Raw genomic sequence first — 21,069 nt, forward strand, 5'->3', positions numbered from 1 at the left:
CCACTCTATTGTACAACCTTTTATGCCTTCCTGGATAACAGTACCTGCGGCACGCCGCTATCCGGATGTTTGACCACGACGGGCTCCACCTCATAAACGAACCGGATGCGCTCCGCCGTCAGCATGTCCTCCGGCGTGCCCATGCCAACTGAACTCCCGTCCCGCAGGACGAGCAGCTTGTCGCAGTACTGGGCTGCCAGATTCAAATCGTGAAGGACGGCGATGACCGTGATGCCGGTTTCTTTTCGCCACGCAGCTACCAGCTCCATAAACTGCTGCTGATAGCGTATATCGAGAAAGGTGGTCGGTTCATCCAGAAGCAGAATCTGCGGCTCCTGTGCCATGACCTGTCCCAGCGCCACCCGCTGCCGCTGCCCGCCGCTCAGTTCATCGAGCGGGCGATCGGCCAGTTCATGCAGCTCCAGCTTATCCATAACGTCTTCGATCAGCGCGTCCACATCTTCCTTTACATCGCGTCCCAGCCAGTCCAGGTAAGGGTAACGCCCCATTTCAAGCACTTCCCTGACCGGGTAGTGAATAGGCGCAATCCCTTCCTGCTGAAGAACCGCCATCATCTGCGAGAGAGGCTTGCGGCCGTATTCGGCGACGTCTCGGCCCGCGATGCGGATCGAACCGGTACTCACCGGCTCTACACCGGACAGGAGGCGCATCAAAGTCGACTTGCCGCTTCCGTTCGGACCGATCACGCCCCACCATTCACCCTCCTTGACCTTCCAGTCCAGACGGTTCAAGGCGGTGATCCCGCCAAATTCCTTGCCTGCACTTCTGACCTCAATCAAGAGATTCTCCCCCCTCGCTGCTTCTTGCTGCGGTACAGCAGATAACCAAAGAATGGCGCGCCGACGAATGCCGTCACCACGCCCAGCGGAATTTCCGTCGGAGCAAGGACGGACCGGGCGAGTGTATCCGCCCATACCATGAATATGCCGCCGCCGATCGCGGAGAGCGGAACGATGTACCGGTAATCGGGACCTGCGATCAATCGGATCACGTGCGGGATAACCAGCCCGACGAAGCCGATCACACCGGCCATGGACACGGCCGCGGCCGTCAGCAGGGTGCTCACCAGAAGCACCGTAATCTTGAGCCGCTCCACATGCACGCCCAGATGTGCCGCCTGCCGTTCCCCGAGGGACAGCAGGTTAAGCGAGCGCGCCCGGCTCCAGATCAGCACGAACCCGACCGCAAAATACGGCAAAAGGATGGCCGTATACGACCATCCACGCAGGCTTAAGCTGCCCATTGTCCAGTATAAAATTTCATTCACCGTCTGCTTCGACATCGCCGTCAGAAAGGACACGATCGCCCCCAGGAACGACTGCATCACGACGCCAGAGAGAATCAGGCTGTTCGTCGGGATTTTCCCCCTTTCCCGGGCCAGGGCCATGACACCCCACAGGGTCACCGAACCTGTGACAAAGGCCAGCGCCGGCAGCGTCCATGCGCCGAGCAGCGAATACTGCAATCCGGAATAGATCAGGATCGAGGCTCCGACCGCCGAGCCCGAGGATACCCCGAGCGTAAACGGATCGGCAAGCGGATTGCGCAGCACACCCTGAAATCCGGAGCCTGCCACCGCGAGCGACGAGCCGACCAGCATGCCCAGCAGGACGCGGGGCAGACGTACTTTGATAATGATTTGCTCATAGGACGGATTCCAGTTCGGGGTAATGGCATCCCCGATCCACGGCAGCCTGTGAAGCACGATCAAGGCGATATCCTTGACCGGCAGTGCGACCGAACCGATCCCCAGACAGATCAGCAGGGTCAGCACCAGCAGCACGATACCGATCCCTCCGTAACCTGCCAGCTTTTTGTTCATTATTTAAACAGGTCCGGATAGATGGCTTTCGCCACTTCTTGAAGCCCTTGCGTGACGCGCGGACCCGGCCGGCTCAATAGATTGTCGTCCAGGCCGATGACGGCCCCGTTCTTCACGGCCGTTATCTGGTCCCAGCCGCTGCGGCCTTTGATGATGTCACCCAGGCCTTTTTTGGTTTTGTCGTCAATGACGCTTTTGGCGTACAGAATGACGTCCGGATTGTCCTTGATGATCTTCTCCTCGCTGATTTCGCTCCAGCCCTGCGTATCGCCCGCCACGTTAACCCCACCGGCCAGGGTGATCAGCTCATCCATAAATTCGCCTTTACCTACCGTCCAGCCCGGAGAAAACTCGATGTACACCTTTTTCTTTTGATCTCCGCTCAAGGCTTTGACGGCTTCCACGACCTTGTTCTGTTCCTCTTTCATCTGGTCTACGACCTTTTTGGCTTCCGCCTGATGGTCCGTTATCTGTCCGTACGTTTCGATGTTCTTGATGACGTCGTCCACGGTTTTCGGATCGGTTTTGAAAATCGGAATGCTGAGCTCGCGCAGCTTCTTCACCGCGTCCTCGCTCATCGAAATGCCCGTGAAGACCACGTCCGGCTGCGCCGCGATCATCGCTTCCTCGTTCGGCTTCATGATGCCGCCCATCTTGGGCTTGGTTTTCGCGCTTTCGGGGTAGTCGTCATAATCCGACACGCCTACGATCTCGTCATTCAATCCGATCGCGAACAGCGCTTCGGTCTCCGCAGGAGATACCGACACGATATGCTTCGGCGCCTCGTTGAACGTAAAGGATTGTCCGGTCGCATCCTGGAGCGTTAACGGGTACGCCGTCTTCAAACTGTCCGCAGCAGGCTGCGTGGCTTCCTGTTTGGCAGGCTCGGTCTGCGGCGCCGCCGCATTGTCTTTTGTCTCGTTGTTGTTGCCGCATGCCGCCAGGGACAATGCGAGCAGCAGCGCGGCAATTCCGGTGGACCATCTTTTCATTGGCGATTTCAAATTCATGTTCTCGTTTCTCTCCTCTTTTTGGCTCATTTTCTTTGACGCAAAAGAGGCCTGGCGACTTCGCTATCCATGAATGCTGCTTGACGGAAGACATCACTTGGAAAAGCATGCGGGCTTACGTCCCGTAACTCTGCGGAACTGTCTTGTGCCGATGTTTTTCCAACAAAAAACCCTGATTCTTAAAATAAGAACCAGGGATTACGTCTGTTCGGACTTGTAGCGGCGTAATGCCGCGGTCAGGCCGGCGCCGAAAGCTTATGCGCACCAAATGGCTGCATGCTTAAGACGCTAGATCGTAATCCTTTCCTCGAAGGACCGTCATTATTCTCATGAGGCAGGTCTCCTGACTTACAGGCTTGGCAGTATCACCCCGGCCTTCCCATCCCTCCTCAAGGAGAAACAGTGGCATATCGGGACATACCTGTTTTACAGTGGCGGGACCGTGCCGGATTTGCACCGGCTTCCCTTTTCACCCGGAATCGACATACGGCAGCAGCCGTATCCGGGACCTCATCAGTTATCATTATTCACTTATTGTCCAGGCAATGCATCTCTAGTTTCTGATTATAGGTGAAATGCTTCCGCCTTACAATGACATCTTTCACGAAAAAAAATGACGATTCGCTATAGGCACCTCATGATGAGCAGGTAAGAGCACCTCGTGATGAGCAGGTAAGAGCACTTCGTAACGTCTTACTTGATCCGTAGCTCACAGCCGGTCCATCGCCCGTGACGCCGCTCCAGGGACAGCACCAGCAGACTTCCCGGCTCCGCGCTCACATCCCAAAAGGCCGTTCCAGGCATGAGGCGGGATACAATCTGCCGGATAACGCCGCCATGGGCCACCACGAGCACAGAACTTGAATTAGACGCATCGTCCGCAAGCTCATTGTCTGCCGGCGGCAGCACGGTGTGCAGGACCGCCGTGATTCTTCTTTCAAAGGCCTCCCATGACTCGCCCATGGGCGGTGTCACCTGACGCGGATCATCCAGCCACTGCCGGTACGAAGGAATATCCTTGAGCTCGTCATAGGTGCGGCCTTCCCAAGCGCCAAAATCCATTTCCCGCAGGGCGCTGTCATACACGGCACTTGCCGAAAGATCCGGTCGCACCGCATCCAGGCTTTCGCGGCACCGTGTCAGATCGCTGCAGTACACGCGGCTGATCGGCCAGCCTTGAAGCTTGACCCCTGCGGAATCCAGCTCGCTTACCCCTTTCGGACTCAGGGGGACGTCGGTATGCCCGAGATAACGCCTCTGCTCGTTCCACAGCGTCGATCCGTGCCTCATCAGCACGAGCTCCATTCGTTTTATATCCATAACGTGCCTCCGAAGCCCCATATGGCAAGAAGCGCAAGGATGACGAACATCGCCGAGACCGTGAACAACAGCCGGTTCGTGAGCCGGATATCCCGGGCTTCCATCGGCCTGTTCGCGTCACCCATATAAGCCCTGAACGACGATACGCCATGGTACACGTTCGTGCCGCCGAGCCGGATGCCCAGCGCACCGGCCGTTGCGGACTCCGGAAAACCGCTGTTCGGGCTCGGATGCTTTCTCGCATCGCGCCTCACCATGCGGATGGCGCTGCGGTAATCCAGGCCCAGCATCAGGGCGGACAGCGTCAGCAAGACCGCCGTCAGCCTCGCCGGAATCCAGTTGGCGATGTCATCGAGACGGGCCGACGCCCAGCCCAGATGAATGTATTTATCGTTCTTGTAGCCGACCATGGAGTCGAGCGTATTCACCGCCCGGTACGCCATCGCGAGCGGCGCCCCTCCGATCAGCGCGTACAGCAGCGGGGAAATAACCGCATCCACGATATTCTCGGCGACGGTTTCCACCGTCCCGCGCACGATTTCCGGCTCGTCCAGATGCGAGGTTTCGCGTCCGACAATCATGCCGAGACTGCTGCGGGCCGCGGCCAAATCCCCTTGCTTCAAGTGCCGGTATACTTCCAAGCCTGCATCCTTCAATCCCTTGACGGCGATCGTCGTGGCGATCAGCAGGGCCTCCGCGGCCCAGGCGAGCCAAGGGTGAATCCATCCGAGCAGCATGAGCAATAGCCATGTCAGAACGAATGAGCCGCCTGCGACCAGAACCGGCAGCAGGATGCCCGCCCTTTTCAAGCTTTCCGGCCGGAAGCGGCGGCGTATCCAGGCTTCCAGTCTCTTGATCGCCTTGCCCATCCCGATGACCGGATGCGGAATCCAGCGCGGATCACCGATCAGCAGGTCCAGGATAAACGCTGCCGCCAGGATGAACATTGCCGTCAGCTGCGCTCCGCCCATGCTGCTTGCAGTCCCTCCTTCACCGCTCCATATACGGTTCGTCCGATCATGGCGCCGAGATGGGTTGCCGTTCCTGCGTATTGATGCTCCACCGAATAGGATCCGCTTTGGCTGACGCCCAGCATGATCGCATCCGAGGTCGTACCCGTGGCCAAGAGGCCGTTCTCTGCATCGCGCACGTTCAGATCGGCGAGAGCCGCTGCCTTGGCTTCCACGGCCGTCATCAAGGCATTGATCATCGCGGCCTGCGTCAGCTTCGCATCGATCAACAGCATGATGTTAACCGTGCCCGGTGTGAAGGCCGGATATGTCGTCCGGTCCGATCCGGCTCTGGCGGCATTGGAGGTTCCGGAGGTCACGCAGCAGAAAACCGCCGCCTCCGCGTTCTTCTCCTCCATGACCGAGGCATGCCGCAGCTGCACCGCGGTCAGCAGCCCGGCGGTCGTATCGATCGGGTATCTCCATTCCCGCAGCCATTCGATGACATCACGCTCAGGATCCGAGCAGTCGTACAAGCGGTCCACGTAAATGTTGGCCATTCTCCGCAACCGGGTGATTCCTCCGCCATGAACGGCGCTCCCCATCGCTTCGACCATCGCCGGAAGCTGCAGCAGCAGGTGCCGTTCCCCTTGCTTGAGTACAAGACCGGGCCATACCTCCGATGCATATTCCGCCTGTTGTCCGTTCAAAAATGGTGTTGCCACTTTATTTTCCCCCTTTAATCTTCAGACCTGTAATCCTTCGCTTTAAATCTTTATGTATCTATAAAATGAACGAAAGTTTAACCCTGCTTCTCCTTGATTTCATACGGAATACAGGAGCAGTGCATTCCCTTTCTTTAGTTCAATTTATATGGATTACAGGGTTTATCTTTGTCATGAGCGCTCATGCACCCAGCACGTCCTCCATCACCTGCAGCAGCCGTTCATTGGCCTCCCGCGCTTTGACCGCGACCCGGATATAAGCTTCACCAAGGCCGGGATACATCGCGCAGCTGCGGATCAGCACGCCCCTGCGTCCCATTTCGGTCTGCATCTGCTCAGCCGTCCACGGAGCCGGAAGGCCGGCCAGCACGAAATTCGCTTCTCCGTCGGTTACCTCACAGCCCAGCCTTCGCAGGCCGGAAGCAAGCAGTCCCCTCTGCTCCGCAATCAATTCCATCGTGCCACGCTCATAGCTTTCGCCGCTTGCGAGGCACGCTTCCCCAGCCAGAAGAGCCAGTCCATTCACGCTCCATGTCACCTGCTTGCCGATCATCGCCTGAATCAGATCCGAATGTGCAGCCGCGAATCCAAGCCGCAGGCCCGGGATGGCGTAGAACTTCGTCATGGAACGCACCAGAATCGTACGCGGGTACCTCTCAAGCTCAGGGAGGAGCGTCTGTCTTTGTTCATGAGGGATAAAATCGATGAAAGCTTCATCCACCACCAGAAAAGTTCCGCTCCGCTCCGCTTCTTCCGCGAGCAGACGCAGCAAGCCCAGCTCGTACTGCACGCCGTTCGGGTTGTTCGGCTGCCCGATAAACAGCAGGTCCACCGTCTTCATGAGTCCGATGATTCCCTCCGCTTGCCCTCTCCAGCCGTTCCCCCGCGTCCCGAATACGGACCGTACCTGCGCGCCGAACTGCTCCGACAGCTGCCTGTATTCGGAGAAGCAGGGCTCCACGACCCCGACTGTCCGGGGCGCTAGCGCCAGCAATATTAATGCCATGCATTCCGCCGCTCCGTTGCCGATGCACAGCTGATTGGGCTGCAGGCCCAGTCTTTCGCCGAGCAGCGCCTTAAGCGTGCGGTGTCCCGGATCGGGATATCGAATGATGGAGGGTAACGCCTGCGCGATCTGCTCCATCACGCCCGCAGGCGGCCCCAGCGGATTGATGTTGGCGCTGAAATCCAGAAACCCGCTCCGGCCGTAAGCCTCGGCCGCACTCTCCAAATCCCCGCCATGACCATACCTTTCAAGCATCCGTGCCATTCCTCCTGTCCTTCGTCCTGAATGAATCCATTATGGCGCCAATTTTTCGGCTCCGTCAATGCAAATTCTTTTTTGTTTCTTGCAATCGATTGGTTTACAATATGATAGGATGTAAGAAGGAAACCCAAGCAAATACACTATTAAACAGGCCTTTAAACGGAGGAATCAAGCCATGCTGTTTATCGATAATCAAGGCATTACGGACCCGGCCATCAACCTGGCCATCGAGGAATTCACGCTGAAACACCTGCCGATGGAGGAAGACAGCTACCTGCTGTTTTACATCAACCGCCCGTCGATCATCATCGGCAAGCATCAGAACACCATTGAAGAGATTAACCAGGAATACGTCAAGGATCACAACATACAAATCGTGCGCCGTCTTTCCGGCGGCGGAGCGGTCTACCACGACCTCGGCAACCTCAATTTCAGCTTCATAACGAAGGATGACGGCCAGTCGTTCCATAACTTCCTGAAGTTTACCCAGCCGGTCATCGACGCGCTGCGCAGCATGGGCGTGAATGCCGAGCTGAGCGGACGCAATGACCTGCAGGTCGGCGAGCAAAAAATCTCCGGAAACGCCCAGTTCGCAACCCGGGGCCGGATGTTCAGCCATGGCACGCTCATGTTCAACCTCAATCTGGACGACGTGCAGGCTTCGCTGAATGCCAATCCCGAAAAATTCAAATCCAAGAGCACCAAGTCCGTCCGCAGCCGCGTGGCGAACATCAGCGATCTGATGGATGGCAGCATGACGATCGAGGAGTTCCGCTCCGAGCTGCTTCGCGCCATTTTCAACATGGATCCGAAGGATGTGCCTCAGTATCATCTGACCGAAGCCGATTGGGAGAAGATCCACCAAATCTCCAAGGAGCGCTACCAGAACTGGGAATGGAACTACGGCCAATCGCCGGAATCCAATGTGAAGCATACCAAGCGTTTCGCTGTCGGCATCATCGATATCCGCATGGATATCAAGGATGCGCGCATTCAGGATATCAAAATCTACGGCGACTTCTTCGGCGTGGGCGACGTAACGGACATCGAGGACAAGCTGCGAGGCAAGCGGTATGTGGAGTCCGAGGTTCGCGACGCTTTGGCGGACGTGGACATCAAGCATTACTTCGGCAACATCGAGATGGACGATTTTATCGGGCTGGTATTTTTGGAGGAGTAGAACCTTCGAATATTGCCTGCTTCAAATACCGCTGTACCCGAGAGGCCATGCGAGCATGGACCTCTCTTTTTTGCATCCAGCCATCCATTTTTAACAAAAAATGTTCAATCCGCTGTAACCTATCCCTTCCTCCTGCCGTCTAAACGTTAATGACATTTTGAACAGAGGAGCCCTATCATGAAACGAAACGCATACGTGTCCGTCCTGCTTGTCCTGATGCTGTCGCTTGCCGCATGCGGAAGCGGAAGCGGAGACAAATCTTCAGCAGATCAGCCAGCGAATACCACCAAAACAGATACAACATCAAACGAAAAATCTTCAGATAACAACGATACGAAGCTAGTCGAAGACCCTAAGGAAGCATCCGAAAACAGCGCCAAAGCTGAAGAAAAGGACGGCCCCGCAAACCCGGTCGATCCCATGGATTTGTCCCAGTATTACAGCAGCGATAAGCCTGTTGAAAAGGAAAACGATAAGAGCCACATCTTGTGGAAGCAAGGCAGCGTGACGCTCAAAGCTTCCCTCGGCAAGCCGACCGAACAGGAAAGACCGGAGACGTCCCAAGTGGTCACCTCCTTGACGGTGGATCAGAAGGAACGTCAGATCGAGGTGAAGCTCGATCCGAGACCGTACAACGTCTCCAAGGCTGCGCTTTCCGCTGATGAGTCGTATCTCGCCTTAAGCGCCGAATACCACGAGACCAGCACGCTCGTCATTGTCGATTTACAAGACGGAACGTATTCCACTCTGAATCAGCAGCTCGAAAAAAACGGCAAAGACAGACTCGAAATTCTTCCCACCTTCTCCTGGTCGCCTCAAGGCCACGTGCTGGCGTTCAGTTATGGGCTCATTTCCGAGCTCTCCTGGGGACTTTATGATGCGGATCAGGCGAAGCTCACCTTTCTGCCCCCGGCGGAGGGCGTTTCCAGCTTGATCAGTACCTCCTATGTCATGTGGAGCAAGGATAGCCAATCCGTCAGCTATGTCGGCGAGAATCCTTCGGATCAGATGAAGCTTTATCGATACGGCATCGCGGATGCTTCCACGATAAAAGTCAAGGATCTGACGCGCGAGGAGTTCGACAAGTTCCAGAAGTTCAGCAGCTACATTCTAAACACACCCTGACATTGAACCGCAAGAAACCGCCGGCTGCCTGCTGCAGGCCCATCGGCGGTTTCTTTATATGTATCCTGAGTCATGCATGCCGGACAGCAAAAAAGCCGCCTTGCGGCAGCTTCGGGAATACGGGCTTATTTATATTTTTTCCAGTCCATGCCGCTGTTTTCGAGCAGGTATTCGAAGTCGTTGTCGCGCCGTTTTTGTTCGGCTTTGCGCTCTTCCTCCGCCTTTTTCAGCTGCGCTTCCTTCTTCTGCTGCTCCTCTACCTTCAGCTGCTCCGACTGCTGCTTCAGCTTGTTCAGAACATCGCTGCTCAGGAGATCCTTCAGGGTTGCCGGCTTGTCTGCCGCCTGCGGCTTCACGGCCGTGTCCTGTTTTCTTTTCTTGGCCATATGATCAACTCCGTTTCCCCCACATTATAACAGGTTTGGCGCCGTGCGTCAGGTGTCTTGGCAGCATATTTCCTTGTCCGCTCCCCGGATATGCGATACAATTTGGTCACTTGCTCAGATGAAAGGAATGACCTCTTTGAACCGCTCACGTATCGCCGATCTCAGCCTGCTTATCGTCGCCATGATGTGGGGATGCACCTTCCTGATCGTACAGCACGCCGTGAGAGTCCTGCCTCCGCTCGCCTTTAACGGCATACGCTTCATCGGTGCGGCCCTGTTGCTCGCTTTGATCATCACGATTTTTTACCGCGGACAGTGGCGGACCATCAACCGCCGGATGCTGCTGCACTCCTGCCTGCTGGGCCTTTTTTTGTTTATGGGCTATGCCTTTCAAACGGTGGGCCTGCTGTACACCACAACCTCGAATGCGGGATTTATTACAGGGCTTTCCGTGGTGCTCGTGCCTTTTTTGGCCTTGATTCTGCTGAAGCATCCGATTTCCCGGTTCACCTGGCTCAGCGCCCTGCTGGCGGCATGCGGCCTGTACCTGCTCGCCTTCGCAGGCTCCGCGCTCATGTTGAACAAAGGTGATTTTCTCGTCTTCCTGTGCGCGATCGCTTTTGCCCTGCATATCGCTTATACCGGTATTTTCGCGCCTCAATATGCCGCCCTTCCGCTGGCTGCGCTGCAAATGGCCGTGGTCGGCATCCTCAGCTTCATAGCTTCAATGCTATTTGAGGATATGGGGCCAATGGCGCAAACGCTGGAACGGCTGTCCCAGCCGGAGGTGCTGTGGGCGCTGCTCGTGTCCATCGGTCCGACGAGCGCTTTCGCGTTCTGGATCCAAACCGTCTGCCAAAAATATACGAGCCCGTCGCGGGTAGCGGTCATATTCGCCATGGAGCCGGTTTTTGCCGCGCTGACCGGCATGTGGTTCGGCGGCGAGAAGCTGGGTATGGCGGCTGGCCTCGGCTGCGTGTGCATTTTTGCCGGCATGATCCTGGCTGAATTGAAATCCGCGCCTCGTGAGGTACAATAGAAAAGACCGTATTGAAGATAAATTGAATTAAAGAAGAAAGGCACTTCGCCTGTTTTCCGGATAAAATTAAGGAGAAGCAGGGGCAAGCTTTAGTTCATTTTATATAGACCAGAGACAAGGGAGAGACAACAATGTACAAACTGATTGCCATCGATATTGACGATACGCTGATTAACGACAACAAGGAAGTGACCCCTGCGACGCAGCAGGCTTTGGAACAGGCGGTAGCCAAAGATGTCGTGGTAACGCTGGCCACCGGACGCGCCTATGCATCCGCCCAGGCCATTGCCCGCCAGACCGGTCTGAACGTGCCGATCATTACGTACCAGGGGGCCTTGATCAAGAACCTCATGGACGAAAAAGTGCTGTATGAGCGTTATGTGCCGCAAGATGCCGCACGGAAGCTCTTCGAATACTGCATCCAGCATGATCTGCATCTGCAGGTCTACATCGATGACAAGCTGTATGCACGCGAGGAGAACCAAAAGCTGATCGATTACGCCAATCTGAACCGGACCCCTTATTATATCGAGCCGGATTTCGAGAAGCTGATTGCGCAGAAAACGCCGAAGATGCTCATCATCGACGATCCGGATTATCTGGACACGCTGATTCCGGTTTTCCGCGAGCTGCTCGGCAGCGAGGTGCACATTACCAAGTCCAAGCCCCATTTCCTGGAGATCATGCACCATGAAGGCACCAAGGGCGATGCTTTGACCTTCCTGGCTAACCATTTTGACGTCGCTATGTCTGACACAATGGCGATCGGCGACTCCTGGAACGACCACGAAATGCTGGAGGCCGCGGGACTCGGCGTCGCCATGGGCAATGCCATTCCGGCACTGAAGGATATCGCGGGGTATGTTACGCTGAGCAACAATGAAGACGGCGTCAAGGCAGCCATCGAGAAGTTTGTGCTGAACGCCTGAAGAACGGTTCCTGTAAAAGAATGAGCATGAGCCAAAAAAGCCGTGGAACGCAGGCATATGCCTGTTTCCCGGCTTTTTTCTCATGGAGCTGCCATGCAGCCGCTTTAGCCCAAGTCTACCTTCATCCCGGTACGCGCCAGCGATACATTCGGCGACAGCACGTAATCCGCATCGATGTCGACATTATGGGACATATGCGTATAGATCGCTTTGGCCGGTCTCACCTCGGCAAGGAGCTCCGCCGCTTCCTGCATGTCATACACCGAGCGCGAGGAATACGGGGCTGTTTCATGGTAAAAGCTGGTGCCGAGCACCAGCAGATCCAGACCATGCAGCGGCTTCTTCTCCTCTTCGTTCAGACCGATCGAATCGGAGCAGTATACCCAGCGGAAACCACCCTTCTCGAGGCGGTAAGCGTAGGAGTAGCCGTTGGCGCCATGGCACACTTTCCAGCCGCGGATTGTCCAGCCTTCCAGCTCGATTCCCTCATCCACCGCCACCGTCTTCATATGCCTTGCAAGCCATGGAAATTGCTTCAGGATCGCGTCGATGACCTCCTGCGGAGCATACAACTCGCCCTTTCGCCCGAGCCAGCGGCAGGCATCCGCCCATTCCGGCAGTCCGCCGATATGATCGAAGTGCGCATGCGTGACAAGGATCTTCTCGGCAAAACGCAGCCCCTGCATCTCCATCTGGCTGCGCCAATCCGGCCCGCAATCGATCAGAAACCCGCCGTCCTTCCCTTCCACCATGGCCAAAGAGCGCATACGGCGGTTGCTTCCGGCTGCTCTCGCTTCCATGCAAACATTACACTCGCAATAGACACGGGGAACGCCCATCGCATCGCCGGTTCCCAAAAATGTTAGAATATCTATGATGCTCCCTCCTCAGGATGTGCCCTCAATTTGCTTCGACATAACCATATTCGTTAATGAAATCCCTTTTCGCGTAACTTGCTGCTTTGTCACGACGGAGAATCCCCGCCGCTCGAAGAAAGGCCTAGCCGTCAAGCTCGCCTCGGTTCGAAGCATGCTGATGCCAAGACGGCGGGCATCTTCTTCCAGCTTACGGAGCAGAGCGGAAGCAGCGCCTTGTCCCTGGTACGCATGATGCACAAACAGCCGGTCGATATATCCATCGGGAGTCATATCCGTGAATCCCGTTATAACGCCTTCTTCCTGCGCGACGTATGCATACCGATCCTGGAAGGAGACGCGCCACGCTGCTCTCCGCTCGGCTTGATCCTCGGGGTCCGCCCAAGCGTGCAGCTGCTCCGGGGAGTAATCACGCCGGTTTACGGCATGCACCGTTCCATAGAACAGATCGACGATTTCATCCGTATCCGTCACCTGCCATTTTCGGATCAACACGATCAAATCCCCCTTATTTTCTAATCCTGCTACGATGTATTGTATCATGCAGCGAATTCGCATGCTTGCTTCCTGCAATCCGCCAGCACAAAAACAGGACCTGTCCGTCTAGGACAAATCCTGTTTTCGTAGTAGAGTCAACAGCAGGCTATTATTTAACTGGCACCTTAATTACCTTCCAGCTGCCAAGCACCTGTAGGATGCACCTGCACCTGAATCGGCAGCCTGCTCACAGCCCGGCCAGCACCTGATACCATATCCCTTTCTTGGAATACAGCGTTTGACGAACCTGATCCCAGCCGCCCAAATAGGTAATATCGAATTGTCCCGACGGGACCTTGAAGCGGTCCGCAGTCGCCTGAAGCACCTCTTCATTGACCGGGCGGAATCCATAGTCGGCAAAGATCGTCTGCGCCTCCGTACCCCGGAGGTAATCGACGAAGCCTTGGGCCACCTTGCGCGTCCCATGGGCATCGGCATATTGGTCGACGACCGCAGCCGGATTCTCAATCTTGATGGTGTAATCGGGAATGACCACATCATACTTCTTGCCCTGCTTGATCCGGGCCAGCAGTTCATTTTCGTAGGTTACCACCACGTCCCCCACGCCATATTCAAAAGCCGCCATCGAGGCCCTCCCGCTTTTGTCCAGCGACTCGACGTTCTGATGAACCTTTCCCAGGAATGCTTTGGCGTAAGCCGGATCCTTCGCCCCATGCTCCTCGGACAGCTTCAAGCCCGCGCCGTATATCGCGTTGATGTCCCACTGCGCACCACCGGACGTCTGCGGGTTCGGATACAGCACCTTCACGCCCGGCCGGGTCAAATCGGCAAAATCGCGAATACCCAGCGGATTGCCCTCACGGGTGCCAAGCACGACGATGGAGCGCGTGACCATCCCTTGATCCGGCGTATCCCGCCACTGCTTGCTGACGAGGCCGGCCTTGACCAGCTTGTCGACATCGCCCTCCATCGCAAGCAGCGTCACGTCCGCCTCAAAGCCGCCGATGATCGCCCGGGCCTGGGTGCCGGACGCTTCATAGGACTCCTCGAATTTGACCGTTTGCCCGGTTTTGGCCTTCCATTCCTGCTGAAACTTCGGCAGGAGTTCCGCGAGCGCGTCTTTGGCGATGCTGTAGGCTCCGATGACGAGCGTGATCTCCTTGCCGTTCGCTGCGGCAGCAGCCGCCTCTTCCGCGGGCTCCTGACTGCATCCGGACAAGATGCCTGTAAGCAGCAGAAGGAAGCTGGCCATACTTACTATATTCACCCTCAACCGGCTTAAGGATCGTTTCATATGCGCTTCCTCCTTAATTGGACGAGCAGGAGGCCGTTCCCGTTTTACACAAGCGTTGTGCAAATAGCCCGCTCCGTGTACGGATCGTTCTTCCGATCGCTGTTGTCTCCAAATTTTTTTATTTGTATTATTAATCTGTAAAAATTCGGAGACAAAGGCGAACGCTCACACTTCTTCAGAACGATTCCGTCCCCTCCGCTACAATTGAGCTATGAATGATAACTTCGAGCATAGAGGTTAATCAGCCTTGCTAGCATTAAAGCGAAAGCTCCTAACAACTCATTCCATCTAACGCCATTCAGTAAGCATTGCCTATATAATCACCGGCATCGGATCGACCTTCAGCCGGTTCTCCTCCATCCAGCTTCGCTCGTCGTTGAACAGATACGCACGGTGCACCAATACACGCACCGGCTGCCCCGGCGTCAGCGCCGGCTTCTCCAGCGAGCGGTAGGTCATCAGCTTATGGGTGCCGACCGCAACCTCCACCATCCATTCGCTGCCGCGGAAATGCAGGCGGTGCACGGTCCCCTCCTCCGTGGCGGAGAGCATCCGGAATTCATGCGCATCTCCCACCTCGATATACTCCGGACGGATCAGCGCCCGTGTCTGCTGCCCCGCTCCCTCATCTTCAAAGCCCTTCAGCTCGGACACGTCCTCAATGATCGTGGATTCGCCGATAAACGAGGCCACGAACGGCGTCTTCGGCTCTTTGTAGATATCCCAAGGCGTGCCCTTCTGCTCGAGACGCCCCTGATTCATGATCATGATCTCGTCGGCGACCTCAATCGCCTCGTCCTGGTCGTGCGTCACGAAGATCGACGTGATGCCCACGCGTTCGATCAGCTCGCGCAGCCAGGAACGCAGCTCCTGCCTGATTTTGGCGTCGATGGCCGCGAACGGCTCATCCAGCAGCAGCAGCTGCGGCTCCGGGGCAAGCGCCCGGGCGAAAGCGACGCGCTGCCGCTGGCCGCCGGACAGCTGATGCGGATAACGCTTCTCGAAGCCCGCGAGTCCGGTCAGCTCCACCAGCTCCATGACGCGTTCCTTCATGGCCGGCTTCGCGACCTTCTTCACCTTCAGCCCGAAGGCGATATTATCGTACACGGTCATATGCTTGAACAGCGCATAGTTCTGAAACACGAAGCCGATCCCGCGCTCCTGCGGCAGCAGGTGGTTAACCAGCTCCCCATGGAAGCGGATCTCGCCGGCGTCAGGCTGTTCAAGCCCTGCCAGCATGCGCAGGACAGAGGTTTTGCCTCCGCCGCTCGGGCCCAGCAGCCCGATCAAGTGGCCTTTCGCGATCTCGAAGCCGACATCCTTGACCGCATGGAAATCGCCAAAATGCTTGTTTAACCCGCGAACCTCAATATGCATGATCAGTGCACTCCTCTTCTTTTTTTCGCCCATTCCATCATCAGCATGAGTCCGACCGAGAACGCCGCGAGCACCAGAGCCGCGCCGTTCGCCGAGGTAACGTTGAAGTTCTCGACATCCTGGTAAATCAGCGTCGTCGCCGTCTGGGTGCGGTTAATAATGTTGCCGGATACGACGAGCACCGCTCCGAACTCACCGAGCGCCCGGGCAATCGTCAGCACGACGCCATAAACGACCGCCCAGCGTATCGAAGGCCAGGTCACCTTCCAAAAGGTCGTCCAGCTGTGCGCTCCAAGCGTGGAAGCCGCCTCCTCCTGCTGCGTGCCGATCTCCTGCAGGACAGGCATGACTTCACGCACCATGAGCGGAAAGGTCACGAATAGCGTCGCAATGACCATCCCCGGGAACGCATATACGATTTTGAAGCCGATATGATCGAAAAACGTGCCTGCAGCGCTGCCCGGACCAAGCAGCAGAACAATCATGAGCCCGCCGATCACCGGCGACACTGCATATGGCAGATCGACGATGCTGTTCAGCAAACGCCGAAGTCCACGGCTCATCCACGTGCCCCGCACCAGATACACGGCCGTCATCATCCCGAGCAGCGTGTTCAGCAGCGTCACCGTGACGACGACGAGCGCCGTCATCATAAAGGCATGAACCGCCTCCGGACGGCTTAGTGCCGCCCCTAGCTCGCCAAGACCACCGCTGAATGCGGCCAGCGTCATTTTGCCGAGCGGAATGATCAGGAGCACGGTGAATACGAGATAGGTTAGCGTTATCCAAAGCTTGTTCATTGGCTTTTCCCCCGTGTCTGCACCCAGTTCACGACCCACAGAATCGCAAAGGACAACGTCAGCAGCAGAACCGATACCGCCGCTGCTCCCGCCGTATTATCGCTTTCGACCTCGCCGTAAATATAGACGGAAGCGACCAACGTCCGGCCTGGGATATTACCGGCTACCAGGACGACCGCTCCAAATTCCGCAAGCGCCCTGGAGAAGGCCAGCATCCCGCCGCTTACGATGCCAGGCAGCATGGAAGGAAGCACCACCCGCAAGAAGACCTTGAGGCCCGAAGCACCCAGCGTTCTCGCAGCCTCCTCCTCCGATGGATCGATTTCCTCCAGCAGCGGCTGGACGGCGCGAATGACGAACGGGAAGGTGACGAAGACCATCGCGATGATAATCGCAGGGGAATGGAACACAATCTCAAAGCCCAGTGCCCCGGCCGCTCGGCCGACCCAACTTGCGGGCCCCAGCAGCAGCAGAATCATCAGCCCCCCGACGGCGGTAGGCAGCGCGAACGGCAAATCCACCAAACTGTTCAGCAGCGATCTTCCCGGGAAACGGCAGCGCACAAGCACCCAGCCGATCATCGTTCCGATCAGCATGTTGATGACCGCGGCGGTAAGCGCCAGCCGAAGAGTCAGCAGCACCGCTTTCCATGCGAGCGGATCGGTAATGCTGCCTGCGAACAAGCGCCAGCCTTCCGAAAAGGAATGATAGTAGACCCCCAGCAAGGGGAGAATGACCAGCAGCAGAAAATAGAGAAGCAGGGTGCTGCGGAATCCCCATGTCCAGCCTTTATGTCGAAGAATGGTATTCATACGGTTCTCCCCCGTCCGAGCATTCGGCCGCATGCAAATCCGGCATTGCCAAATGAAAATTTTACTTATAAAATGAAATAAATAAATTCCTATTAGTATACTTGGTTTTCACTTAAGAGTTACTTTACCAAAAACTGTCTGACGCCGTCAATACGGAATTTGGAATGACTATGAACTAAGTTGAGAATTCGAAGGCATGTTTTTTTGCGCGGCAAAACCATTCCATACGGGGTATACATATAACAGCGGGTATTTTTTAAAAATAACGTTATCAGGCTATAAGATAAGCGAGAGGAGATTTCAGCATGCTGCACACATTGGAGCTGGCCACGACCGGCCGGGACGAAATAAGGGATATCACACGGGAGATCATTTCGATTGTCCATAAAAGCGGAGTCAAGGAAGGCACGGTTCTGATTTACTGTCCTCATACGACCGCCGGCATTGCCATTAACGAGAACGCCGATCCGGACGTCAAAAGGGATGTATTGATGCGGCTGGATGAGGTCTATCCATGGAAGCATCCCAAATACCGGCATGCGGAAGGGAATACCGCTTCCCATTTGAAATCCATCACCTGCGGGCCATCCCAAACGGTCATCATCACCGAAGGCGAGCTTCTGCTCGGACGCTGGCAGGGCATTTATTTCTGCGAGTTTGACGGTCCACGCCGCAGGCAGTACCATGTCAAAATCATGAAGGGATAAGCCCGGCTGCACCTCATCCGGGAACAACAAAACAGGCGTTGGGGCTCAGGCATACCTGCCCATCCCCTTCACCTTCCATCTCGGCATGCTGTGACGCAATACCGATGCAGTGCTATAAAGCATCTGTCTAACATGAAAAAGCTACCGCAGACATTCGCAGCATATTTTCACATGCGTCACGGCTGCCGGTTTAATGTCCTCAAACGTGACCCGGTCCTGTATGTAATAGGATATGAAGCCATGCAAAGATAAAAACAGCGTAAGCGGAAGATTCCGGCAGAATTCCTCACCGTGCGTTTCTTCATTCATATAACGGCGCACGATGGATGCAAACAATTCAAGGCAGCGCCCCTGCTCCGTACGGCAGTAAGACAACAGCTCCTCGTCCCGGATCATGAACATGATCTCATACTGGTACGGATGGTCCAAGCCGAATCGAATAAACTCGATCATCAGCTGCTCCACCTTGGTTAGATCCTGCATAGGCGAAGATTTGATGACCTTTTTGAGCTGCAGCGCAAGATTGTTGAAATCCTCCACGACAATGGCATAAAACAGCTCTGCTTTTTCCTTAAAGTGATAATACAAGGAACCGTGACTGTAACCTAAATGCTGACCGATACTGCGCATGGAGATAGCCCTGTAGCCCTTTGTGACGAACAAATGCCTGGCTGCTTCAAGAATCCTCTCCCTGGATAACTCCTGTTCCACTGCTCTTCTTGCCATAGACCTTATTCCCCTTCAATAAAATAAAGCTGCTCACCCTCCGTAATCAGGGACTGTCCCTGAGTCAGATCCACCATCCACGACATGAACTCCTGAGATTCCGAATCGAGCGGCAGGCATTCCAGCGTTACCTTATCGGTAAAGCTCGTTTCCCCCATGCGTACTTCCCGGTTTCGGAGCTCGTTCTCAACCTTGCCTAACCATGTATAATCTAATTCTACAAAAATTTGCCGATGAAGTACACGGGAAATCGCTTCCCCGGCTTCAATTGCCGCCACGGCGCCATCTGTATAGGCACGAATCAGCCCTCCGGCGCCCAGCATGATGCCGCCAAAATACCGCGTGACGACAATGGCCACATTTTTCAGCCCCTGATTCTTCATGACTTCGAGGATCGGTTTACCCGCGGTTCCGCTTGGCTCCCCGTCATCGGACTGCTTCTGGATCTCGTCCCGCTCGCCGATCATGTATGCAAAGCAGTTGTGCGTGGCGTTCCAGTGTTTTTTACGGATTTCCTCGATAAAAGCGTTTGCATCATCCTCCGTTTCCACCGGCATGATGTGGCCGATAAAACGGGATTTTTTGATTACGATTTCCTTCTCCCCGCTCTTTCGAACGGTACGATAACGTTCTATCATCCTTTAACCCTTCCCCTGATTGGAAAGAAAGCAGTCCCCCATATGGTCCGAAGACCGGTGAACTGCTTCCTTCTGTTTGATGTCTATTCTTAAGATGTGGTGAGTTATTCAGAAAGTCTGGCTTCCAGATCAGCCTTTTCTTTTTCATAGCCCGGTTTGCCCAGCAAAGCGAACATATTTTTCTTGTAAGCTTCAACGCCCGGCTGATCGAATGGATTCACGCCCGACAGATAACCGCTGATGCCGCAAGCTTTTTCAAAGAAATAAACCAAGTATCCGAAAGAATATGGCGTCAGATCCGGCACGGTAACGATCAGGTTCGGAACCTGTCCGTCGGTATGCGCCAGCATCGTGCCTTGGAAAGCCTTCTTATTGACGAAATCCATCGTTTTGCCGGCCAGGAAGTTCAGTCCGTCAAGATCGTCCGGATCGCTTTCAATTGTAATCTCCTCGGAAACCTTGTCCACTTGAATGACGGTTTCGAAAATATTCCGGCTGCCTTCCTGGATAAATTGACCCATGGAGTGCAGATCGGTGGAGAAATCAACGGAAGCCGGATAGATGCCTTTGTAATCCTTGCCTTCGCTTTCGCCGAAGAGCTGCTTCCACCATTCCGACACGTAGTGCAGGGAAGGCTCGTAGTTGACCAGAATCTCAATCGCTTTACCTTTGCGGTACAGGGCGTTACGAACGGCCGCATATTGGTAAGCCTGGTTCTCGGCCACGTTCGGGCTGCTGAATTCCTTGGATGCATCGGCTGCGCCCTTCATCATCTCTTCGATGTTGATGCCAGCTGCTGCGATTGGCAGAAGGCCTACGGCTGTCAACACGGAATAGCGTCCGCCAACATCGTCCGGAATGACGAAGGATTCATAGCCTTCCTCGGTTGCAAGCTTCTTGAGGGCGCCTTTTTCTTTGTCCGTTGTTGCGTAGATGCGTTTCTTCGCTTCTTCTTTGCCGTATTTCTTCTCCAGGGCTGCGCGGAAAATGCGGAACGCGATCGCAGGCTCCGTGGTGGTACCGGATTTGGAGATAACGTTCACAGAGAAATCCTTGCCTTCCACGAGATCAAGCAGATGCGTAATGTACGTCGAGCTGATGTTGTTGCCGGCAAAATAAACTTCAGGCGTTTTACGCTTGTCCTTCGGCAGATAGTTATAGAAGGAATGCGACAGGGCTTCAATAGCCGCACGCGCGCCAAGGTAGGAACCGCCGATTCCGATGACGATCAGTACTTCCGAGTCGCTTTGGATTTTGCTTGCCGCTTTTTGAATCCGCGCGAACTCTTCTTTATCGTAAGCCGTTGGCAGGTCGATCCATCCGAGATAGTCGGAGCCTGCGCCGGTCTTGTTATGCAGCTGCTCATGAGCCAGCTTGATCGGCTCGGCAAAATAATCCACTTCATGTTGGTTGATGAATTCAAGGGCTTTACTGTAATCAAATTTTAATGGGTTTGACATCTGTGTTACCTCCTGGTTTCATCTCTACTCTACGGCTTCCATAAAAACAGCTTTAGAATAGGATACTTTAATTTCCTGCGACTAGCAAGCATGCGACATCATTGAAAA

General features: G+C 55.3%; 22 protein-coding genes and 1 riboswitch. Of the genes, 5 read left to right on the forward strand and 17 right to left on the reverse strand.

Annotation, left to right across the window (positions count from 1 at the left end; translation table 11 throughout):
- Positions 1-20: 20 nt before the first annotated feature.
- The 7 genes from ACTHPM_RS14345 to ACTHPM_RS14375 form a co-directional block, all read right to left on the reverse strand.
- A complete protein-coding gene (locus ACTHPM_RS14345; RefSeq protein WP_440395684.1) occupies positions 21-800 on the reverse strand; it encodes an ABC transporter ATP-binding protein in 780 nt (259 codons plus the stop codon).
- Positions 797-1,843 carry a FecCD family ABC transporter permease gene (locus ACTHPM_RS14350; protein ID WP_440395683.1) on the reverse strand — a complete coding sequence of 349 codons (1,047 nt, stop codon included), beginning with the start codon at positions 1,841-1,843 and terminating at the stop codon, positions 797-799. The genes ACTHPM_RS14345 and ACTHPM_RS14350 overlap by 4 nt, the downstream gene beginning before the upstream one ends.
- Positions 1,843-2,835, reverse strand: coding sequence for an ABC transporter substrate-binding protein (locus ACTHPM_RS14355; RefSeq protein ID WP_440421583.1), 993 nt, complete (start codon positions 2,833-2,835; stop codon positions 1,843-1,845). Before ACTHPM_RS14355 ends, ACTHPM_RS14350 begins: the two co-directional genes overlap by 1 nt.
- 334 nt (positions 2,836-3,169) lie before the next feature.
- A riboswitch (cobalamin riboswitch) is annotated at positions 3,170-3,381 on the reverse strand.
- Between the two features lie 165 nt (positions 3,382-3,546).
- Positions 3,547-4,173 carry a histidine phosphatase family protein gene (locus ACTHPM_RS14360; RefSeq protein ID WP_440395681.1) on the reverse strand — a complete coding sequence of 209 codons (627 nt, stop codon included), beginning with the start codon at positions 4,171-4,173 and terminating at the stop codon, positions 3,547-3,549.
- Entirely contained in the window at positions 4,164-5,129 is a 966-nt protein-coding gene (gene cbiB, locus ACTHPM_RS14365) for an adenosylcobinamide-phosphate synthase CbiB (protein WP_440396239.1), read from the reverse strand. Before cbiB ends, ACTHPM_RS14360 begins: the two co-directional genes overlap by 10 nt.
- On the reverse strand, positions 5,126-5,848 hold the full coding sequence (locus tag ACTHPM_RS14370; RefSeq protein ID WP_440395680.1) for an adenosylcobinamide amidohydrolase: 723 nt from the start codon (positions 5,846-5,848) through the stop codon (positions 5,126-5,128). Before ACTHPM_RS14370 ends, cbiB begins: the two co-directional genes overlap by 4 nt.
- Before the next feature lie 181 nt (positions 5,849-6,029).
- Positions 6,030-7,109: a pyridoxal phosphate-dependent aminotransferase gene (locus ACTHPM_RS14375; RefSeq protein WP_440395679.1), complete on the reverse strand. Its 1,080-nt coding sequence runs from the start codon at positions 7,107-7,109 to the stop codon at positions 6,030-6,032.
- A gap of 181 nt (positions 7,110-7,290) precedes the next feature.
- Between ACTHPM_RS14375 and ACTHPM_RS14380 the strand changes: the two genes are divergently transcribed.
- On the forward strand, positions 7,291-8,295 hold the full coding sequence (locus ACTHPM_RS14380; protein ID WP_440395678.1) for a lipoate--protein ligase: 1,005 nt from the start codon (positions 7,291-7,293) through the stop codon (positions 8,293-8,295).
- 177 nt (positions 8,296-8,472) lie between these two features.
- Positions 8,473-9,420 (forward strand): hypothetical protein, encoded by a 948-nt coding sequence (locus tag ACTHPM_RS14385; protein ID WP_440395677.1) that lies wholly within the window; start codon positions 8,473-8,475, stop codon positions 9,418-9,420.
- A 125-nt stretch (positions 9,421-9,545) separates the two neighbouring features.
- Here ACTHPM_RS14385 and ACTHPM_RS14390 read toward each other — a convergent pair whose 3' ends face one another.
- Complete coding sequence (locus tag ACTHPM_RS14390) at positions 9,546-9,806, reverse strand: YqkE family protein (protein ID WP_440395676.1); 261 nt, start codon at positions 9,804-9,806, stop codon at positions 9,546-9,548.
- Positions 9,807-9,942: 136 nt separating this feature from the next.
- On the opposite strand from ACTHPM_RS14390, the gene ACTHPM_RS14395 reads away from it, so the two are divergent.
- Both ACTHPM_RS14395 and ACTHPM_RS14400 read left to right on the forward strand, forming a co-directional pair.
- The gene (locus tag ACTHPM_RS14395) at positions 9,943-10,845 is read left to right on the forward strand and encodes a DMT family transporter (protein WP_440395675.1); all 903 of its coding nucleotides are present in this window, start codon (positions 9,943-9,945) and stop codon (positions 10,843-10,845) included.
- A gap of 131 nt (positions 10,846-10,976) precedes the next feature.
- A complete protein-coding gene (locus ACTHPM_RS14400) occupies positions 10,977-11,774 on the forward strand; it encodes a Cof-type HAD-IIB family hydrolase (RefSeq protein ID WP_440395674.1) in 798 nt (265 codons plus the stop codon).
- 104 nt (positions 11,775-11,878) lie between these two features.
- Here ACTHPM_RS14400 and ACTHPM_RS14405 read toward each other — a convergent pair whose 3' ends face one another.
- The 6 genes from ACTHPM_RS14405 to cysT form a co-directional block, all read right to left on the reverse strand.
- Positions 11,879-12,649, reverse strand: a complete 771-nt coding sequence (locus ACTHPM_RS14405; RefSeq protein ID WP_440396237.1) for an MBL fold metallo-hydrolase — start codon at positions 12,647-12,649, stop codon at positions 11,879-11,881.
- A gap of 12 nt (positions 12,650-12,661) precedes the next feature.
- Positions 12,662-13,144 carry a GNAT family N-acetyltransferase gene (locus tag ACTHPM_RS14410; RefSeq protein WP_440395673.1) on the reverse strand — a complete coding sequence of 161 codons (483 nt, stop codon included), beginning with the start codon at positions 13,142-13,144 and terminating at the stop codon, positions 12,662-12,664.
- Positions 13,145-13,373: 229 nt separating this feature from the next.
- Positions 13,374-14,441, reverse strand: coding sequence for a sulfate ABC transporter substrate-binding protein (locus tag ACTHPM_RS14415; protein ID WP_440421585.1), 1,068 nt, complete (start codon positions 14,439-14,441; stop codon positions 13,374-13,376).
- A gap of 312 nt (positions 14,442-14,753) precedes the next feature.
- Complete coding sequence (locus ACTHPM_RS14420; RefSeq protein ID WP_440395672.1) at positions 14,754-15,818, reverse strand: sulfate/molybdate ABC transporter ATP-binding protein; 1,065 nt, start codon at positions 15,816-15,818, stop codon at positions 14,754-14,756.
- Positions 15,819-15,820: 2 nt separating this feature from the next.
- Complete coding sequence (locus tag ACTHPM_RS14425) at positions 15,821-16,618, reverse strand: sulfate ABC transporter permease subunit (protein WP_440395671.1); 798 nt, start codon at positions 16,616-16,618, stop codon at positions 15,821-15,823.
- Positions 16,615-17,430 (reverse strand): sulfate ABC transporter permease subunit CysT, encoded by an 816-nt coding sequence (gene cysT, locus ACTHPM_RS14430; protein WP_440395670.1) that lies wholly within the window; start codon positions 17,428-17,430, stop codon positions 16,615-16,617. The genes ACTHPM_RS14425 and cysT overlap by 4 nt, the downstream gene beginning before the upstream one ends.
- 305 nt (positions 17,431-17,735) lie before the next feature.
- Here cysT and ACTHPM_RS14435 point away from each other — a divergent pair, with 305 nt between their 5' ends.
- Positions 17,736-18,137 carry a secondary thiamine-phosphate synthase enzyme YjbQ gene (locus ACTHPM_RS14435; RefSeq protein WP_440395669.1) on the forward strand — a complete coding sequence of 134 codons (402 nt, stop codon included), beginning with the start codon at positions 17,736-17,738 and terminating at the stop codon, positions 18,135-18,137.
- Positions 18,138-18,278: 141 nt separating this feature from the next.
- Here the strand turns inward: ACTHPM_RS14435 and ACTHPM_RS14440 are convergent, their stop codons facing one another.
- From ACTHPM_RS14440 to ACTHPM_RS14450, 3 genes are all read right to left on the reverse strand, one after another.
- Positions 18,279-18,863, reverse strand: a complete 585-nt coding sequence (locus ACTHPM_RS14440) for a TetR/AcrR family transcriptional regulator (RefSeq protein ID WP_440395668.1) — start codon at positions 18,861-18,863, stop codon at positions 18,279-18,281.
- Positions 18,864-18,868: 5 nt separating this feature from the next.
- A complete protein-coding gene (locus tag ACTHPM_RS14445) occupies positions 18,869-19,501 on the reverse strand; it encodes a YigZ family protein (RefSeq protein WP_440395667.1) in 633 nt (210 codons plus the stop codon).
- A 104-nt stretch (positions 19,502-19,605) separates the two neighbouring features.
- On the reverse strand, positions 19,606-20,961 hold the full coding sequence (locus ACTHPM_RS14450) for a glucose-6-phosphate isomerase (protein ID WP_440395666.1): 1,356 nt from the start codon (positions 20,959-20,961) through the stop codon (positions 19,606-19,608).
- Between the last annotated feature and the right edge of the window lie 108 nt (positions 20,962-21,069).

The sequence above is a fragment of the Paenibacillus sp. SAFN-054 genome, from assembly GCF_051966755.1.
In the GTDB taxonomy this organism is placed as follows: Bacteria; Bacillota; Bacilli; order Paenibacillales; family Paenibacillaceae; genus Paenibacillus_AQ.

Bases quoted from the DNA above. Each gene is read 5' to 3' on its own strand.
- ACTHPM_RS14400 (WP_440395674.1), top strand. From the start codon at position 10,977: ATGTACAAACTGATTGCCATCGATATTGACGATACGCTGATTAACGAC.
- ACTHPM_RS14350 (WP_440395683.1), bottom strand. From the start codon at position 1,843: ATGAACAAAAAGCTGGCAGGTTACGGAGGGATCGGTATCGTGCTGCTG.
- ACTHPM_RS14415 (WP_440421585.1), bottom strand. From the start codon at position 14,441: ATGAAACGATCCTTAAGCCGGTTGAGGGTGAATATAGTAAGTATGGCC.
- ACTHPM_RS14425 (WP_440395671.1), bottom strand. From the start codon at position 16,618: ATGAACAAGCTTTGGATAACGCTAACCTATCTCGTATTCACCGTGCTC.
- ACTHPM_RS14420 (WP_440395672.1), bottom strand. From the start codon at position 15,818: ATGCATATTGAGGTTCGCGGGTTAAACAAGCATTTTGGCGATTTCCAT.
- ACTHPM_RS14385 (WP_440395677.1), top strand. From the start codon at position 8,473: ATGAAACGAAACGCATACGTGTCCGTCCTGCTTGTCCTGATGCTGTCG.
- ACTHPM_RS14380 (WP_440395678.1), top strand. From the start codon at position 7,291: ATGCTGTTTATCGATAATCAAGGCATTACGGACCCGGCCATCAACCTG.
- ACTHPM_RS14445 (WP_440395667.1), bottom strand. From the start codon at position 19,501: ATGATAGAACGTTATCGTACCGTTCGAAAGAGCGGGGAGAAGGAAATC.
- ACTHPM_RS14360 (WP_440395681.1), bottom strand. From the start codon at position 4,173: ATGGATATAAAACGAATGGAGCTCGTGCTGATGAGGCACGGATCGACG.
- cysT (WP_440395670.1), bottom strand. From the start codon at position 17,430: ATGAATACCATTCTTCGACATAAAGGCTGGACATGGGGATTCCGCAGC.
- ACTHPM_RS14375 (WP_440395679.1), bottom strand. From the start codon at position 7,109: ATGCTTGAAAGGTATGGTCATGGCGGGGATTTGGAGAGTGCGGCCGAG.
- ACTHPM_RS14355 (WP_440421583.1), bottom strand. From the start codon at position 2,835: ATGAAAAGATGGTCCACCGGAATTGCCGCGCTGCTGCTCGCATTGTCC.
- ACTHPM_RS14435 (WP_440395669.1), top strand. From the start codon at position 17,736: ATGCTGCACACATTGGAGCTGGCCACGACCGGCCGGGACGAAATAAGG.
- ACTHPM_RS14440 (WP_440395668.1), bottom strand. From the start codon at position 18,863: ATGGCAAGAAGAGCAGTGGAACAGGAGTTATCCAGGGAGAGGATTCTT.
- ACTHPM_RS14390 (WP_440395676.1), bottom strand. From the start codon at position 9,806: ATGGCCAAGAAAAGAAAACAGGACACGGCCGTGAAGCCGCAGGCGGCA.
- ACTHPM_RS14450 (WP_440395666.1), bottom strand. From the start codon at position 20,961: ATGTCAAACCCATTAAAATTTGATTACAGTAAAGCCCTTGAATTCATC.